This window comes from Collinsella sp. BIOML-A6 (assembly GCF_009875845.1).
GTDB lineage: Bacteria > Actinomycetota > Coriobacteriia > Coriobacteriales > Coriobacteriaceae > Collinsella > Collinsella aerofaciens_H.
Genome location: NZ_WWSL01000003.1, coordinates 1 through 18,039, shown reverse-complemented (window position 1 = coordinate 18,039; position 18,039 = coordinate 1). Strand labels below are relative to the sequence as shown.

Here is an 18,039-nt window from a genome sequence, read left to right as displayed (position 1 = left end):
GCCGTGTCCGATGGATGGCCTGCGGTTCGATATGCACCGCCGATGCCCCTGATTATGTATGGCATATGAGAATCCCTGGACAAGGCTGCTACGCGCATGCGGACGGAGACCATGTCCTCGTGTTGCGGCCCACGTTCGCCCGACGTCGATGTCCCCGACTCTTCAGAGAGTGATTGGAAATGGAAAAATATAAACTGAAAAAAATAGGAAGTGTTCTCCTGTTTGTGCTGCCCGCGTTTGTCCCGTTGAGCGTGTTTTGGCTCTATCCAATTTGCAAGGCAATATGGATGAGCTTCACCAACTCCGATTTCATGAGTCCGGCGTTCAATTATGTGGCATTCGACAATTATATCGCGGTGTTTCACGATAGCCGTTTTTATGAGGCCCTGTTGAATACCCTCGTTTTTACGGTGGGCACCCTGGTCCCCACGATCGTTCTGGGGTTATTGCTGGCCCTGGCCCTTTCAAGGAAATTCCGCGGGTCCGAGTTTCTGAAATTCATCATATTCTCGCCCTGGGTCACGCCGACGGTCGCCATTTCTATCGTATGGACGTGGATTTTTCAGCCAGACAACGGCCTTGCCAACCAAATACTGAATGTCTTCCATCTTCCCGGATTGCAGTGGATTTCGTCGTCGGATACCGCAATGCTATCCGTCATCATCGTGACGATATGGAAGTCGCTCGGATATGCCATGATCTTCTACCTCTCTGCACTGGAGAAGGTGCCGAGAGATCTGTATGAGGCCAGCTCCATCGACGGGGCCCGTGGAGTCCGCCAATTCTTTGATATCACACTGCCTTCGATCTCCCCCACGACGTTCTTTTTGACCATTATCACGATGATCAATTCTTTGCAGGCATATGACCAGATTCAGATCTTGACACAGGGAGGTCCTGCCGGCTCCACGAGGACCCTGCTGTATATGTACTATCAGCTGGGATTCCAAGAATTCTCGATGGGAAAGGCGTCGGCGATCGCTGTCATCATGATGATCATCACGGTGGCGCTTTCGATTTTCCAGTTTAGATACTCTAAAAAGTGGGTGAACTATGAGTAATCAGGGTTTAAAAAGGCTGTCCTTCTTGGGACTCCGCGTCTTATTCTTGACGTTTTTCTCTGCCTTGACGGCGCTTCCGTTTATATGGATGGTCTGCAGCTCGTTGAAACCGAGCGAGGAGGTCATGAGATCGGTTTCCTTTCTCCCGAGCCATGTTGATTTTGGCAACATCGTCGGCGTTATAACGGCTTCGCCCATTCCGGCCTACATCTTCAACACCACTTGGATTTCGCTGCTGATCGTTGCCTTGCAGGTCTTTACATCCGCCATGCTCGCCTACGCCTTGGTGTTCATGGATTTCAGAGGGAAGAACGGCATCTTCGTCACTGTCATGGCGACGTATATGCTGCCCGTGGCGGCAACGTATATCCCGTCCTATATTATCCTTTCTCACCTGAATCTCCTGAACACCTTTACGGGGTTGATAATCTCGGGCACGGTATCGACCTTTGGCGTCTTCTTGCTTCGGCAGGGCTTTATGCAGATTCCGAAAAGCCTCGTAGAGGCGGCGCGAATGGACGGATCGAGGCATTGGGAGATCCTGTGGCATATCGTCTGCCCGCTCACAAAGTCCTCTTTCGTCACGCTCGGATTGATGAGCTTCATCTCTGCCTACAACAACTATATGTGGCCGTCCTTGATTACGAACGACCCATCACGCTATCTCGTCTCGCAAGGGTTGAGGGCCTTCTTTATCGAAGGGGGCGCCTATGGTACAAATTGGGGCTTGGTAATGGCAGCCAGCGCAATCGTCGTCGTTCCCCTGCTGGCCCTGTTTGCGTTGACGGAAAAGTGGTTCGTCAACGGCATCGGAGGGGAGACCGGGGTTAAGGGGTGAGCCCGGTGGGATTGAGGCCAGAAGGGGTCCGAACGGGACATATGCCATGGCGAGCATATCTCCAAGAGCTTTTGGAGATTATCTTGGTAGGTAGGCCCGTCGAGTCGCCTGACCAACCAGTGTCTGTCCGGCGTGTCGTTGGCCCGCATGGCGTGGGGCGTCCCGACCGCGGCGGTGACGCAGTTCAGACCTCGAGGTCGATATCGGGCGCGGCAGGCGACGCCCGTGATTTAAGCAGGACAAAGTCATCAGCAGGCTTCGCAGTAAAACGGATCTCTCGCCAAGCTGCCGGTCGTGCCGCTCAGCGGCCGAGGGGCACCGTTGGGCGATAAAACTTTCTCGCATAATAATAAAATTCTTGCATCACGCGAAAACCTTGAGTACTATCCCAATCAAGCGCGGTGTTCAGACCGAACTGTGCCTCCCGGTGTGAACACCGCGCTCACGCTCTCTATTTGATCGTAAGGAGAAAAACATGAGCAAGACCGTCGTGTCTTCCGATAACGCACCTGCAGCCATCGGTCCGTATTCCCCCGGTATCCAGACCGGCAATATGGTGTTCCTGTCCGGCCAACTGGGCATCGACCCCGCGACCGGCAAGCTGCCCGAGGGCGTCGAGGCCCAGGCTAAGCAGTCCCTCGCCAACGTCGAGGCCCTGCTGACCGCTGCCGGCGCCACCTTTGCCGATGTCGTCAAGACCACGGTCTACCTGGCCGACATCGCCGACTTCGCTGCCGTGAACGAGATCTACGCCTCCAAGTTCGAGGCCCCGTTCCCCGCACGCAGCGCTTTCCAGGTTGCCGCTCTTCCGGCTGGCGGTCTGGTCGAGATCGAGGTCGCCGCCGCTCTCTAAGGCGTTGGCAACAACTCAATATGACATGCAAAAAGACCCTGCAGTGCGAGCTGCAGGGTCTTTTGTCAGGGGCAGTCTTTTTGGGACGGGGCCATTTTAGCTACCCCTACATGCGGGATTGATTTTACTTGCGGCACATCGAAATCGCGGGCAGAGGAAGGGTAGCTAAAATAGCCCCGTCCCAAAAAGACTGCCCGCGCTCCATTTTGCTCGTTAGCCTTCCTTGCGGACTTTTTGCAGGTAGCGGTAGACGCTGGGCTCCGAGATACCCAGCGCGGTGGCGGCGCAGGCCACGGCGCCCTTGAGCATGAACACACCGTTGCCGTTGAGGTGACGAATGACGTCCACGCGGTCGCTCTGACCAAGCGACGCTACATCTAGCCCGCGCGCGCTCAGCAACTCGGCAATGTTGCGGTCGATGAGCTCCTGTGTGGACTCCGAAAGGCTTTCGACCTCGATAGACGCGGGCTCCGCCTGCCTAGGCACAGCATCGAAGCATGCCATGAGCTGCTGCGCCATGGCGTTGATGGAGCGCACGGTCGAGAGGTCGGTGTTGACGCAGAGCATACCGACGATCTCGTCATTCTCGCGGATAAAGTACGTCGCTGACTCCAACGTCTTGCCGCCGGCACCGCGCCCCTCGTAGCCCGTAATAAAAGGCAGGTCGCGATACTTGGGGTCGTGAATGATCTTGAGTGCCAGATCGGTGGCGGGACCGCCGACCTTGCGGCCGCTCACGATGCCGTTGCGAATATCGACGATGGCGTGGTCGATGTCCGAGAAATCGTGCAGGACGATCTCGCTGTTCTTACCGAGTATCTGCTCCAGGAAATCGACCATCGGCAAAAAGCGACGTACGGTCTCGTTCACGGGCAACTCCTTTGGGTGAAATCGGAAGTTTCATAACAATTTTTTCTCATGGTAACACGCTGCTCATCATCTCGTATATCCGCAGGTACATTGCGTAATACAGACGAACGGTAGGAATTTGGCGGCAAGCGGTTGACCAAAAGAAAAGTTAGATGTTATTTTGACTGGACACTTTCCTGACCTGCGAAAATGCATTATCTCAGCTGAAGAATAGTCTGATAACAAATAATTATTATTGAGAATGAGAAAAATCTTTAATACGATATGCAACGAAGGCACAACCTCAACCCCGCACTGCGTCACAATAGGGCGTTAGATGCGAAAACAACTACTTCGAGGATTGGTGGTCAAATGACCCAGGAGACGGTTACGAACGGCACTGAAGCCCTGTTCACTCGCGAAGGCATGCCTCCCGTTAAGGAAATGATCCCGTGTGCCCTCCAGCACGTACTGGCATCGTTTGCCGGCATCATTACCCCGGCGGTCATCATGGCCGGCGTCTACGGCTTTAATAGCCAGCAGAGCACCGACATCATCCAGGTCGCGCTCATTCTTTCGGCGATCGACACGGCCCTTCAGGCCTTCGCTCCCTTCCGTCGCATCGGCGGCGGCCTGCCCATCGTCATGGGCGTTTCGTTCGCGTTCCTGCCGGCCCTGCAGGCCATGGGAGCCTCGGGCTTTAGCTTTGGCGCGCTGTTGGGCGGCGAGATCGTCGGCGGCGCCGTCGCGGTCCTCTTTGGTCTGGCCTACAGCAAGATTAAATGGCTGTTCCCGCCCGTCGTGACCGGTACGGTCATCTTCTCCATCGGCGTTTCGCTGTATCCCACGGCCGTCAAGTATATGGCCGGCGGTATGGGCACGCCGCTGTGGGGCACCCCGCAGGCCTGGTGCGTCGCTCTTATCACCTTCGCCGTGGTCTTCGCCCTTGCCAACTTTGGCAAGGGCACGCTCAAGCTTGGATCCGTGTTCTTTGGCATGATCGTTGGCATGATCGTCTCCATCCCCTTTGGCATGATTGACTTCTCCAGCGTCGCCACCGCTCAGGTCTTCGCCCTTCCCAAGCTCATGCCCTACGCGCTCGAGTTTGATCCCGAGGTCTGCATTACCCTCGCCGTCGTGTTCCCCATGGTCGCCATCCAGGTTATCGGTGACGTCTCCGCTGCCTGCCTGGGCTCCATCGACCGTATGCCCACCGAGCGCGAGCTCTCCGGCGCTATCGTGTCCCAGGGTCTCACCTCTATGGTCGGCGGTCTGCTGGGAGGTCTTCCCACCAGCGCCCTTGGCCAGAACGTGGGCATCATCTGCTCCAACAAGGTCGTCAACAAGTGGGTCTTTGTGACCATCGCGGCCGTCTTTGCCATCGCCGGTCTGTTCCCGCAGCTCTCTGCCGTCCTTTCCGCTATCCCGCAGCCCGTCATCGGCGGCGCGACCGTCGGCGTCTTTGGCACCATCACCATGAACGGCGTGCGCATGTTCACCCGCGAGGGCCTCACGCAGCGCACTACCACCATCGTCGGCACCTCCGTCGTTTTTGGCCTGGGTATCTGGATGGCCAGCGGTTGCCTTGCCGGCGAGGGTATGCCCACCTGGGTGTCCACCGTCATCGGCTCCAATGCCGTAACCCCCACCGCCATCATGGCCATCGTGCTCAACCTGATCCTTCCGCAGACGCCGGTCGTGGCTCAGCACATCGATGCCGCCAAGGATGCCGCCGTGGATCTGGTCCTGCCCGAGAGCAAGAAGTAATCAATTCGGTGCTATTCGTCGGCGGGCGCATCGCCTCGTCCGCCGACGTCATGCGGCGATAGGCCGCACTTCAAAGGGTTTGTCCCTTTGGTGAAGCGTTGACGGGAGAGGGCCCGTTTCCGGTGTAGGCCGGCGCTTCGCACTTCCGCCATGTCAGAGGTGTCAAACCCCGCCCCTGATGTTGAAGGGAGCTTTCATGCTTCTGGTCGCTAACGGTTCCGTCTTTACCCGCAACGCTCAGACCCCGTTCATTCCCAACGGTGCGGTCGCCATTGACGGAGATACGATCGTCGAAGTGGGCCCCGAGTGCGAGCTCAAGGCCAAGTACCCGGATGCCGAGTACGTCGACGCCCGGGGCAACCTCATCATGCCCGGACTCATCAACTGCCACACCCACATCTACTCGGGTCTGGCCCGCGGCCTTGCCATTAAGGGCTGCAACCCCACCAACTTTTTGGAGAATCTTGAGCAGCAGTGGTGGAAGATCGACGACAACCTGACGCTCGGCGGCACCAAGGCCAGCGCCTATGCCACGATTCTGGACTCCATCCGCGATGGCGTCACCACGATCTTCGATCACCACGCGAGCTTCTGCGAGATCCCGGGCAGCCTCTTTACCATTAAGGACGCCGCGCAGGAGCTGGGCATGCGTTCGTGCCTGTGCTACGAGGTCTCCGATCGACGCGGCCAGGAAAAATGCGACCAGGCCATTGCCGAGAACGCGGAGTTTGCCCAGTGGACTGCCAAGGAGCGTCGCGATAACGACAACCACATGATTGCCGCCATGTTTGGCGGACATGCCACCTTTACGCTGTCGGACGAGACCATGGACAAGATGGCCGAGGCCAACAACGGCCTGACCGGCTTCCACATCCACGTATGCGAGGGTATGAATGACGTGTGGGACTCCCGCCTCAACCGCGGTGGCATCAGCCCCGTCGAGCGCCTGCTGCAGCACAACCTGCTGGGTCCCGACACCATGCTGGGCCACTGCATCCACGTGACGCCTGCCGAGATGGATGTCGTCAAGGAGTCCGGCACCTGGCTGGTCAACAACCCCGAATCCAATATGGGCAACGCCGTGGGCTGCGCCCCCGTGCTCGAGTTCTTCCGTCGCGGCATCCCCGTGTGCATGGGCACCGACGCCTACACCCACGACATGCTCGAGAGCCTCAAGGTCTTCCTGATCATTCAGCGCCACAACGCCGCCATGCCCAACGTGGGCTGGTGCGAGGCCATGACCATGCTGTTCGAGAACAACGCCAAGATGGCCAGCAAGTACTTCGATCGTAAGCTCGGTGTGCTCGAGGCCGGTGCCGCTGCCGACGTCATCGTTATGGACTACAAGCCCTTTACGCCGCTGAGCGAGGAGAACATCGACGGGCACATGCTCTTTGGCATGATGGGCAAAAACTGCCGCACCACCATCATCAACGGCCGCGTCCTGTACAAGGATCGCGAGTTTGTCGGTATCGATGAGGACAAGATCAACGCGTGGATCATGGCTGAGTCCAAGAAGCTCTGGAGCACGCTCAACGATCGCACCTACTAATTTCACAAGTAGATTCACGCGCGTCGGGTGTTTCGCCGCATCCGGCGCGCGCATGGGCGGCCTCCGCGGGGTCGCCGGCGCTGTGCTAGCGCTACACCGTATTTGCGCCCGTCGCGCGGTCTCGCCGGGCGTTACAGAGAGGAGCTCATTATGAGCGACATCATGAGGCCGATCCCGTTTTCGCAGCTGATGAACTGGATCATCGAGGAGCACAAGACCCAGGACGCCATCTTTGGCGTGCGCAAGATGGTCACGACCAACCAGGAGGGCGCGCTTCCCATTTTTGACGAGCGCATCGAGACCCCGTTTGGCCCGGCCGCCGGTCCCAATACGCAGCTTGCCCAGAACATCGTGGCATCCTACGTGGCCGGTTCCCGCTTCTTTGAGCTCAAGACCGTTCAGGTTATGGACGGTGAGGAGCTCTCCAAGTGTGTGAACAAGCCCTGCATCGTTGCGCAGGACGAGTGCTACAACTGCGAGTGGTCGACCGAGCTCGAGGTTCCGCAGGCCTTTGCCGAGTACGTGAAGGCATGGTTTGCCTGCCACCTGATTGCCCGTGAATACGGCCTGGGCAGCCCGGACGGTTTTGTCTTCAACATGTCGGTGGGTTATGACCTCGAGGGCATCAAGAGCCCCAAGGTCGATGCCTACATCGAGGGCATGAAGGACGCCAGCGGCTCCGAGGTTTGGAACGAGTGCCGCACGTGGGCGCTCGCCAACCTGGACAAGTTTGAGCATGTCGATGCCGCGTTTGTCGAGTCCATCCCGGCGCGCGTCTCCAACTCCATCACCGAGTCCACGCTGCATGGCTGCCCGCCGGCGGAGATCGAGCGCATCGCGACCTACCTCATCACCGAGAAGGGCCTCAACACCTACATCAAGTGCAACCCCACGCTGCTGGGCTATGAGTTTGCCCGCCAGCGCCTCAACGAGCTGGGCTTTGACTACATCGTCTTCGACGATACGCACTTCCGCGAGGACCTGCAGTGGGCCGATGCTGTGCCCATGTTCGGGCGCCTGATTGCCCTGTGCGCCGAGCGAGGCCTGGAGTTTGGCGTCAAGCTGACCAACACCTTCCCCGTCGACGTGACGAGGAACGAGCTGCCCTCCACCGAGATGTACATGTCGGGCCGTTCGCTGTTCTCGCTGACCATCGAGGCCGCCCGTCGCATTACCGAGCAGTTCGATGGCAGGCTGCGTATCAGCTACTCCGGCGGTGCCACGGTCTACAACATCCGTGCCCTGTACGATGCCGGCATTTGGCCCGTTACCCTGGCGACCGACGTTCTCAAGCCCGGTGGCTACGAGCGCTTTAGCCAGATGGCTGGCGAGTTCACCGATCTGGACGGCAAGCCGTTTGAGGGCATCGCTCTCGAGGCCGTGACCGCGATCCAGGCCGACTCGCTCACCAATCCGCTCTACAAGAAGCCGCTGCGCCCGCTGCCCGACCGCAAGGTCGCCGGCAAGAGCCCGCTTTCCGACTGCTTTACCACGCCGTGCCGTACGAGCTGCCCCATCCAGCAGGATATTCCCGCCTACCTGGCGGCTGTTGACGAGGGCCGCTACGAGGACGCACTCAACATTATCATCGAGCGCAACGCCCTGCCGTTCATTACCGGTACCATCTGCCCGCATCCCTGCGGCCGTGCCTGCGAGCGTGCATTTTACGAGCCCGAGGGCGCCCAGATTCGCGCCAGCAAGCTCAAGGCCGCCCGCGAGGCCATGACCGCCGTGCTGCCTAAGCTGCGCGCCCAGGCCATCGCCAACGACGGTGAGCGCAACGTTGCCGTTATCGGCGGCGGCCCGGCCGGTCTGGCGATGGCGTTCTTCCTGACGCGTGCCGGCGTGCCCGTCACCATCTTCGAGGCCCGCGATTCACTCGGCGGCGTGGTCCGTCACGTGATCCCCGAGTTCCGTATCGCCAGCGACGATATCTCCCACGATGCCGAGCTCTGCCTGGCCTTTGGCGCCAAGGTGCAGCTCAACGCTCGCGTGGATTCCATCGACGAGCTCAAGGCCCAGGGCTTTACCGATGTGGTCGTGGCCACCGGTGCCTGGATGCCCGGTTCCGCCGGCCTGGGCGAGGGCGCCGAGCTCGACGTGTTGGAGTTCCTCGAGGCCGCCAAGAAGGGGGAGAAGCTCGAGCTGGGCGAGGACGTCGTAGTCATCGGCGCTGGCAACACCGCCATGGACGCGGCCCGCGTGGCCAAGCGCCTGGCTGGCGTGAAGAACGTGCGCCTGGTGTATCGCCGTACCAAGAAGCAGATGCCCGCCGACGAGGAAGAGCTCGATCTTGCTCTTGCCGACGGCGTTGAGTTCTGCGAGCTGCTGGCGCCCAAGGCACTCAACGGCGCCGTGCTGACCTGCGATGTTATGGAGCTTGGCGAGCCGGATGCAAGCGGCCGTCGCAGCCCCGTCGCCACGGGCGAGACCGTCGAGCTTTCCGCCAACACGGTGATCTGCGCCGTGGGCGAGGGCATCGACGCCAGCCTGTACGACGCCGCGGGCGTCGAGCACGACCGTCGCGGCCGTCTTGCCGCCACTTCCACCGGCGTCGAGGGCGTCTGGGCTGCGGGCGACTGTCGCCGCGGTCCCGCCACCGTGGTCGAGGCTATCGCCGACGCCGCCGAGGTCGCCCGTGCCATCGCCGGCGTGGACTTTAACAAGTACGCTGACCAGAATGCTCAGGCCGGTCGCGAGGACACCTGCTACGAGCGCAAGGGGTCGCTGTGCCGTGACAAGCGCAACTGCAACAAGACCCGCTGCCTGGGCTGCGGCTCGGTGTGCGAGGTCTGCTGCGACGTGTGCCCCAACCGCGCCAACGTGGCCATTAAGGTGCCGGGCCTTGCCAAGCACCAGGTCGTCCATGTCGATGGCATGTGCAACGAGTGCGGTAACTGCGCCGTGTTCTGCCCCTACCAGGAGGGTCGTCCCTACAAGGACAAGCTCACCCTGTTCTGGAGCGAGCAGGACATGGAGAACTCCGAGAACGAGGGCTTCCTGGCCGTGGACGAGGATCACGTTAAGGTCCGCGTCGCCGGCACGGTCCGCACCGTCTCGGTCGATGCCCTCAATACCGGTCTGCCCGAGGCCGTCCGCCTGACCATCAAGGCCGTGCGCGACAACTATTCGTATCTCCTTAAGAAATAAGGGACCCCTTATGGCCAAATCCATTCAACATAACGTGGCCTACGTTGCCTGCGGAAGCGGTTGTGCCTCCGCAGGCGGCGACGCCCGCTGCAGCGAAGGCTGCATTGGCTGTGGCGCCTGCGTCACGGCCTGCCCCCACGGCGCCATTGCCCTGGTCGATGGCATCGCCCGCGTGGATCGTTCCAAGTGCACGGGCTGTGGCCTGTGCAGCATGGTGTGCCCGCAGCGCGTGATTGCCTTCGTCCCCGGCTACCAGAACATCCTGGTGTGCTGCAACAACACCGATAAGGGCGCCATTGCCCGCAAGATCTGCGACACGAGCTGCATCGGTTGCGGCATGTGCGCCAAAAAGTGCCCTGCCGGCGCTATCCGCATCGAGGACAACTGCGCCCATATCGACGGCGCGGATTGTCTGTCGTGCGGCATGTGCGCCGTCGTCTGCCCGCATGGCGCCATCCACGACCGCACCGGCATCGCCGCCGGCGTGTAGAAGGGGGTCACCATGGCACAGGAATTCACTTTTACCGTTAACGGCGTCGAGCGCACGACGACCCAAAACAAACCGTTGCTGCGCTATCTGCGCGACGACCTACACATTCACTCCGCCAAGGATGGCTGCTCCGAGGGCGCCTGCGGCACCTGCACCATCCATGTGGATGGCGCCGCCGTCAAGGCGTGCGTGCTGACCACCGCTCTTGCCGCCGGTCGCAACATCGTGACCGTCGAGGGCCTGCCCGAGGACGTGCGCGAGGCATTTGTGTACGCCTTTGGCGCCGTGGGCGCCGTGCAGTGTGGTTTTTGTATCCCCGGCATGGTCATGGCAGGTGCAGCGCTGATCGCCGAGGATCCCGAGCCCACCGAGGAGCAGATCAAGTACGCCATCCGCGGCAACGTCTGCCGCTGCACTGGCTACAAAAAGATTATCGAAGGCATCTCGCTGGCCGCTGCGGTGCTTCGCGGCGAAAAGCAGATCGACGATAATCTGGAGCGCGGCGATGACTACGGTGTGGGCAAGCGCGCCTTCCGTATCGACGTGCGCAAGAAGGTGCTCGGCGAGGGCAAGTATCCCGACGACATCGACGAGCTCGATCAGCCGGGTCTGACCTACGCCAGCGCCGTGCGCTCCAAGTATCCGCGCGCCCGTGTGCTCTCCATCGATACCTCCAAGGCCGAGGCCCTGCCCGGTGTGGTGGGCATCCTGCGCGCCGAGGACGTGCCAGTCAACCAGGTCGGCCACCTTATCCAGGACTGGGATGTCATGATCGCCCAGGGCGATATCACCCGCTGCGTGGGTGACGCCATCGTGCTGGTGGTTGCCGAGGACGAGGCGACGCTCGAGAAGGCCAAGAAGCTCGTAAAGATCGATTACGAGCCGCTGGAGCCCGTGCGTAACATTGTCGAGGCCAGGGCTGCCGATGCCCCGCGCCTGCACGACAGCTTCTTTGCCTTTGGCAACACGGTGGAGCTCAAGGACAACGTGTGCCAGAGCCGCCATGTGACGCGCGGCGACGCCGCCAAGGCGCTGGCGGAGAGCGCATTTACCGTGACGCAACGCTTTACCACGCCCTTTACCGAGCACGCCTTCTTGGAGCCCGAGTGCGCCGTCGCCTTCCCGTACAAGAACGGCGTCAAGGTGCGGTCGACCGACCAGGGTGCCTACGACACGCGCAAAGAGTGCGCCCATATGTTTGGCTGGGATAGCGAACCCGAGCGTGTGGTCGTCGAGACCATGCTCGTGGGCGGCGGCTTTGGCGGCAAGGAGGACGTTTCCGTCCAGCACCTGGCCGCGCTTGCTGCCTATAAGCTCCAGCGTCCTGTGAAGTGCAAGCTCACGCGCGCCGAGTCGCTCGCGTTCCATCCCAAGCGCCACGCCATGGACGGCACCTTTACGCTGGGCTGCGACGCCGAGGGCAACTTTACCGGCCTGGACTGCGAGATCAACTTTGACACCGGCGCCTACGCGTCGCTGTGCGGCCCGGTGCTCGAGCGCGCCTGCACGCACGCCGTCGGTCCCTACAAGTACCAGAACACCGACATTCGCGGTTTTGGCTACTACACCAACAACCCGCCCGCCGGCGCGTACCGTGGCTTTGGCGTTTGCCAGTCCGAGTTTGCGCTCGAGAGCTTGATCGACCTGCTGGCCGAGAAGGTCGGCCTGGATCCGTGGGAGATTCGCTACCGCAATGCCATCGAGCCGGGCGAGGTTTTGCCCAACGGTCAGATTGCCGACTGCTCCACGGCGCTGAAGGAGACGCTGCTCGAGGTCAAGGATGCCTACTATGCGCATCCCGGCCACGCCGGCATTGCCTGCGCCATGAAGAATGCCGGCGTGGGTGTGGGCCTGCCCGATGCCGGCCGCTGCAAGATTCGCATCGAGGATGGCCGTGCCGTGGTCTATGCCGCCACGTCCGACATCGGCCAGGGCTGCAACACCGTCTTTTTGCAGGACGTTGCCGAGGCCTGCGGCCTGCCGCTTCGCTGCATTGCCAATGGCAAGTGCTCCACCGAGAACGCGCCCGACTCGGGTACTACGTCTGGCTCGCGTCAGACGGTCGTGACCGGCGAGGCCGTGCGCGGTGCCGCCTTCCTGCTGCGCGATGCCATGCTTGGCATCGAGGCCGGCAAGCCTGCGCCCGATACTCCCGTGAGCGCGCATGGCGACGGCGTCAAGATCGAGTACGACGACGGTCGCGCCTACCAGCTGCGCACGCAGGAACTCGTCGCCGGCCAGGGAATGCATCCTCAGGATCCCGCGGTCGCCATCAAGGCGCTCGAGGGATGCGAGTTTGGCTACGTGTACCTGGAGCCGACCGACAAGCTGGGTGCGGATGTTCCCAACCCCAAGAGCCACATTTGCTACGGTTTTGCCACGCATGTGGTCATTCTGGATAACGATGGCCGCGTGAGCGAGGTCTATGCCGCGCACGATTCCGGCAAGGTGGTCAACCCCATCTCCATTCAGGGGCAGATCGAAGGCGGCGTGCTCATGGGTATGGGCTATGCGCTTACCGAGGACTGGCCGCTCAAGGACTGCGTACCCCAGGCAAGGTACGGTACGCTCGGGCTGTTCCGTGCGCCCGGGATTCCGGATATCCACGCCATCTACGTGGAGAAGGACGAGCTGCTGCCCGTGGCATATGGCGGCAAGGGCATCGGCGAGATCGCAACGATCCCCACGGCGCCCGCCGTGCAGAACGCCTATCGCGCATTCGACGGCAAGCTGCGTCCGGATCTGCCCATGGTGGATACGCCCTACAGCCGCGTCCGCAACCGCGGGTAGGGTAGGGCGCGGACAGCCATTGCCGACGGGTTGTTCGCGCTCAACATCAACTGCATATGCTGCACCTTTGGCCCCAACTCCATCGCGAGCCGGGGCCTTTTGTTTGGAGCGGATATTGCATCCCGGAATCCGCGCCTGGAATGGGACACACTTTCCGGTTGTCGTTCACTTGGAAACTGCAGCCCAGTTTGAGCGTCTATTCCGGGATGCAGTTTCCGCTGGGCGTTCAACCGGAAAGCGTGTCCCGTTCTAGGCCTTGATTCCGGGGCACGGTTTCCGCTAGGCATGCCATCTGGAAAGCGCATCCCATTTTGAGCACTCAATCTGGGACATGGTTTCCGCGGGTGCTGCCAACCGGAAAGTGTGTCCCGGTTTGGTAGGCAGACGGGCATAAGCTCAGCAGCCCCTACAGCTCAATATCGTTGAGCCATGTCGGGAGCATGGTCTGGCGGATGCCTGCCGTCTGTAGCTTTTTCGCAAGCATGTCTGCCGAACGGACTTCGTTCATGGTAAAGCGGATGAGCGGATGGCCGTAGAGCGATAGGTGTGCCTCGCGCTGGCGTTCGGCAACGAGCGTCTCGGCGGTGGTGCGTCCGGCCAGCATGGTCTGGTCGGTATATTTGATGAGCCCGTCGAGCTCGCCCAGTGTGAGTTCCCGCGCCTGGCGCTCCCAGGCAAAGTCCGTTCGTATGGGCTTGGCCGAATCGAAGGGGTCCGTCAGCTCGTATTGAAGCCAGTCGGGCGCAAAGCCCGTCTCGATCATGACGGCTCGGGCGACCGATTCCCCGCCGCTCTCGGCGCGCGCCTCAGCATATTGGAGCGTGGTGAGGGCCGTGCGCACCGCGCGACCGTTGCGGTCGGTTTCTCGCTTCTCGACCTCCTCCATCAGCTGCTCCCGCGCAAGGCCGAGCTTTGAGATCGCCGAATCGGCAATGGGCATGCCATCGGTAAAACCAGTCTGCAGCAGGCAATCTGTAGCCGTTTGGATGGGCGGCGTTATCGATACGTCATTTTGATTCACCGCACCGGCCGGCTTGATCTGGTGCCGCTGAATATACGCGCCCGGGCGAGCCGACGGCTTGGTGGCGCTGCAGACATGCACGACGTTCAGGTGCCGCCACGAGACTTCGAGTCCCAGGAGACATGCTGCCGAAAACGAGCAGAACGTCCAATCGGGGTGGATGATCGCAAGGGCGCGAATAATCTCACAATGACGTTGCGCCCGGTTGAGTTCGTCCCAGCGCGTTTTTCGCGCAAACAGCCCTGGCATGGGCGAGGCGACCGTGACGCCCATGCGCCGAAGGAGCGCTTTTCGGATCGCCGTGCTCGGGGGAATCAGGCATCGTCCCTCTTGCTCGGCTTGAGTGAGCAGTTGATCGATGAGTTGGTCATTGCAATGGGTCATGAGCTACCGCCTCCTTTTGGGTAGCAAAAACGTATCAGCCGGAACTTGCCGCTCAACTGACCAAGAGCTGACCAAAATCTAACCATGCAGGTAGATGGCCTGTTTTCGGCGACATTTTTACATCCGAATCGGTGGGCGGTAATCGGCGACCGTGAACGGCAACAAGTTATGAAGGCCTGGTAAGTTTAGGGACGTGTACTTTTCGAAAAACGGTAGTCTCTCCGCGGAAAGTGCATCCCAGAATTAAGCCTCGGAACGGGATACATTTTCCAGTAGATGCTTCAGTGGAAAGTTCATCCCAGAATTCAGGCTCAGAACGGGACGCGCTTTCCGGATGGCATGCTTGGCGGAAAGTACGACCCAGTATTTGGCTCCAGAACGGGATACCCTTTCCGAATCGGTCTTCAGGCGGAAACTGCGCCCCGGATTTGACCTTCAGACCGGGATGCCGTTTCCGGTTGAGGCCTCGAGCGGAAAGCACATCCCATAATCCCCAATGGCACCGCAGCACATTTCGTGTCCGCGCGGGCGTTTGCGCCGGTCGTCGAATGACGTTATAGCTGGCTATATTATAGGTAGCTATAACGTTCGACCCTTCGACAACCCTCGGCCTGTGGCAGAGCATGAGTCGCGAAGACGCTGCAGTTTGCTATGGCATGACGGGCGGCATTCCTGCATATATCGAGAAAGTCGATCCTGCCGTATCGCTCAAGGACAACATCAAACGTCTTTTTCTTACTCCTACGGGTTATCTCTTTGAGGAGCCGAGTAACCTACTGTTGCAAGAGTGCCGCAATCCCGAGCAATATGATGCGATCGTGCAAGCAATTGCTCAGGGGCGCTCGAAGATCTCGGAGATTACGAGCTCCACGGGAATCCCTGCGAGCAACGTAAAGAGCTATGTGGATAAGCTGGCATCGCTTGGGATTGTCGAGCGCGAGCTGCCCCTAAACGAGACGAGCAATAAGCGAGCCGTGTATCTGCTGAGTGACCAGATGTTTAGGTTCTGGTACAAGTTTGTTCCGCAGAACATCGGGCTGATCCAAAACGACATGGCCGAGATGGCATATAAGCGCATTGAGCCGCACATATCGGATTACATGGGCACGGTCTTTGAACTTATATGCAAGCAATACGTGTACGAACTCGCACGGGCGGGCCAGCTCGATGTGGTTCCGGCGAGCGTCGGGCGCTGGTGGGGGACGGATAATCGCACGCATACGCAGGAAGAAATCGACTTGATTGTTGACGATGGCGAGGGCGCCGCGCTGTTTGCGGAGTGCAAATGGCGCAATGAACCGGCGGGTGAAGACGTGCTGAAAAGCTCGTGTATCGAAGTGAGCTCTTTAGACGGCAACGAAAAAGCTATGCACTTTTCTCAAAAAGGGGCTTTACGCAGGGATGTCTGGATGCCGCGGAGAGTAGGGGAGACGTCAAGCTGATCTCGTTTGCCGAGATGTGCGAGCGGAGATAACCAAGCGCGCTCTGACGTGATGCTCGGGATGGGTCGCGCTAAGGATGCCAAGCGTAAAACCTTCAATGAAAATGGCGTAAAAACTACATCTGTCATGGCGTAAAAACTACATTGAAAGTAGCGTAAAATCAGCATTGAGAATGGCGTAATTTCGCATATCGCGTGATAGAGAGGGACGGCCGTCTATGGATGCACCAAAGAGATTGACCCAAAAGGGATATAGGCCCCGGCTCATAGAGGAACGCCTCGACACCCTTATGCGAGCGTTTGGCTGCGTGGAGATCAACGGCCCCAAATGGTGCGGCAAGACCTGGACGGCGCTCTCTCGCTCGGCGAGCGTCTCCAGGCTCGATGAGCCTGCACAGCGTGCGGCGGCAGAGGTCGACCCAAGCCTGGCGCTCATCGGCGATGCGCCACACCTGGTCGATGAATGGCAGGAGGTGCCCGAGGTTTGGGATGCCGCCCGGCGTTTCGTGGACGCGAGCGGCAACGAACGGGGGGCACTTTTGCTCACGGGCTCAACCGCGCTCAAAAGCGAGGAGCGCAGCCATGTTCGTCATTCCGGCACGGGTGGGATCGCCCGTCTGTCAATGCGCCCCATGGCCCTGTGTGAGTCGGGCGACGGCGAGCCGTTCGTGTCACTGGCAAGCCTCTTTAAGGGCGAGGGTTTTGCCCCTCAGCGTCGCGAGAGCACGGTGGATGACGTCGCCCGCTGGTGCTGCAGGGGCGGTTGGCCTGCAAATCTTGGGCTTTCGGAAGATCTTGCGCGAGAGACGGCAAGCCAGTACGTGCACTCGGTGCTCGACGTCAACGTGCTGGACGAGGGCATGTCGCCCGAGCTTGCACACGGCCTTTTGCGAGCTCTTGCCATGAACGAGAGCCAGGCTGTCACGTACAAGACGCTCGTAAAGGACGCCTCGTACGGTGAGGCGGGCCCCGACGAGAGGACCATCGCTGCGTACTTGGACCTCTTCAACAGGCTCAAGCTGACCGAGGACCTGTGCGGATGGGGGCCGCCCATGCGCTCGAAGGCCCGCGTTCGCGTGCGCCCCAAGCGCTACTTCTGTGACCCGTCACTTGCGGCGGCGTTGCTGGGGGCTACCCCTGAGCGGCTGCTTGGCGATATGCAAACGCTGGGGATGCTCTTTGAGAATCTCGTCCTGCGCGACGTGCGCGTGTTCCTTTCCACCTACGGCGGTGTCGACAACAGTGTCCATTATTTCCGAGATGAGAAGGGCCTTGAGGTCGATCTGATCGTTGAGCACGACGGGCGCTGGGGAGCCATCGAGGTCAAGCTGAGCGATGCGAAAGCAGACGATGGAGCGAGAAATCTCAAGGCGCTGGAGAGGAAAGTGCTCTCCAATCCTGCCGCCCAGAATGCCGCGCCGGCGTTTTTGGCGGTCGTGGTTGGAAAGGGGAGTATTACCTACACACGCGACGACGGCGTGGCGGTGATCCCCGTAGCGGCACTTGGGGCGTAGTGGTTTTGCGGGCGTGTCGTGCTTCCTTTACCGAAAATCCATTTGGTAAACCTGGCGCCCGTGGGTAAAATAAGGTCGACGGCAGCCCAAGTAGTGAAGAGCTGGGCAGCGCCGTTACTTCGATTAAGGGGTCAATGCCTTAGTGGCGTCGACCCCTCTTTTTCTGCTTCGTACGCTGCTTGAGTGCCTCGGTAAGTCCGATAAGCGCCGTGAGGAGCGAGGCCATAGCGGTCAGGAGCTTCACGAAATCAGCCTTGATTATCAACTTTATCCGAACACCTCCCACATTCATCCGCACATGTGCGGATGAATGTGGGAACCCGATACCT

Annotated in this window: 13 protein-coding genes; 10 read left to right on the top strand and 3 right to left on the bottom strand. The window is 60.1% G+C overall.

Going from position 1 to position 18,039, the window contains the following annotated elements:
• The first annotated feature begins 287 nt into the window (after positions 1-287).
• The 3 genes from GT495_RS01420 (at position 288) to GT495_RS01410 (ending at position 2,752) form a co-directional block, all read left to right on the top strand.
• A complete protein-coding gene (locus GT495_RS01420) occupies positions 288-1,061 on the top strand; it encodes a carbohydrate ABC transporter permease (protein WP_204986870.1) in 774 nt (257 codons plus the stop codon).
• Between the two features lie 124 nt (positions 1,062-1,185).
• Positions 1,186-1,899 carry a carbohydrate ABC transporter permease gene (locus tag GT495_RS01415; RefSeq protein ID WP_197036870.1) on the top strand — a complete coding sequence of 238 codons (714 nt, stop codon included), beginning with the start codon at positions 1,186-1,188 and terminating at the stop codon, positions 1,897-1,899.
• Between the two features lie 475 nt (positions 1,900-2,374).
• Positions 2,375-2,752: a Rid family detoxifying hydrolase gene (locus GT495_RS01410; protein WP_161161191.1), complete on the top strand. Its 378-nt coding sequence runs from the start codon at positions 2,375-2,377 to the stop codon at positions 2,750-2,752.
• A gap of 213 nt (positions 2,753-2,965) precedes the next feature.
• On the opposite strand, the gene GT495_RS01405 is transcribed toward GT495_RS01410, so the two are convergent.
• Positions 2,966-3,622 carry a transcriptional regulator gene (locus tag GT495_RS01405; protein ID WP_370457555.1) on the bottom strand — a complete coding sequence of 219 codons (657 nt, stop codon included), beginning with the start codon at positions 3,620-3,622 and terminating at the stop codon, positions 2,966-2,968.
• A 351-nt stretch (positions 3,623-3,973) separates the two neighbouring features.
• Between GT495_RS01405 and GT495_RS01400 the strand changes: the two genes are divergently transcribed.
• The 5 genes from GT495_RS01400 to xdh all read left to right on the top strand — a co-directional run bounded on the left by GT495_RS01400 (position 3,974) and on the right by xdh (position 13,350).
• Entirely contained in the window at positions 3,974-5,368 is a 1,395-nt protein-coding gene (locus GT495_RS01400) for a uracil-xanthine permease family protein (protein WP_152077837.1), read from the top strand.
• A 196-nt stretch (positions 5,369-5,564) separates the two neighbouring features.
• On the top strand, positions 5,565-6,920 hold the full coding sequence (gene ssnA, locus GT495_RS01395; RefSeq protein WP_161161190.1) for a putative aminohydrolase SsnA: 1,356 nt from the start codon (positions 5,565-5,567) through the stop codon (positions 6,918-6,920).
• Positions 6,921-7,070: 150 nt separating this feature from the next.
• The gene (ygfK, locus tag GT495_RS01390; protein ID WP_161161189.1) at positions 7,071-10,070 is read left to right on the top strand and encodes a putative selenate reductase subunit YgfK; all 3,000 of its coding nucleotides are present in this window, start codon (positions 7,071-7,073) and stop codon (positions 10,068-10,070) included.
• A 10-nt stretch (positions 10,071-10,080) separates the two neighbouring features.
• Positions 10,081-10,560: a 4Fe-4S binding protein gene (locus tag GT495_RS01385; RefSeq protein WP_152077840.1), complete on the top strand. Its 480-nt coding sequence runs from the start codon at positions 10,081-10,083 to the stop codon at positions 10,558-10,560.
• 12 nt (positions 10,561-10,572) lie between these two features.
• Positions 10,573-13,350 (top strand): selenium-dependent xanthine dehydrogenase, encoded by a 2,778-nt coding sequence (gene xdh, locus GT495_RS01380; protein WP_161161188.1) that lies wholly within the window; start codon positions 10,573-10,575, stop codon positions 13,348-13,350.
• A 406-nt stretch (positions 13,351-13,756) separates the two neighbouring features.
• Here xdh and GT495_RS01375 read toward each other — a convergent pair whose 3' ends face one another.
• Positions 13,757-14,755, bottom strand: a complete 999-nt coding sequence (locus GT495_RS01375) for a hypothetical protein (RefSeq protein ID WP_161161187.1) — start codon at positions 14,753-14,755, stop codon at positions 13,757-13,759.
• A gap of 656 nt (positions 14,756-15,411) precedes the next feature.
• Between GT495_RS01375 and GT495_RS01370 the strand changes: the two genes are divergently transcribed.
• Positions 15,412-16,197: an ATP-binding protein gene (locus GT495_RS01370; RefSeq protein ID WP_161161186.1), complete on the top strand. Its 786-nt coding sequence runs from the start codon at positions 15,412-15,414 to the stop codon at positions 16,195-16,197.
• A 217-nt stretch (positions 16,198-16,414) separates the two neighbouring features.
• A complete protein-coding gene (locus tag GT495_RS01365; RefSeq protein WP_161161185.1) occupies positions 16,415-17,710 on the top strand; it encodes an ATP-binding protein in 1,296 nt (431 codons plus the stop codon).
• Positions 17,711-17,849: 139 nt separating this feature from the next.
• On the opposite strand, the gene GT495_RS10705 is transcribed toward GT495_RS01365, so the two are convergent.
• Positions 17,850-18,039, bottom strand: a 190-nt coding sequence (locus GT495_RS10705) for a hypothetical protein (protein WP_204986869.1), incomplete at its 5' end; no start/stop codon positions are given.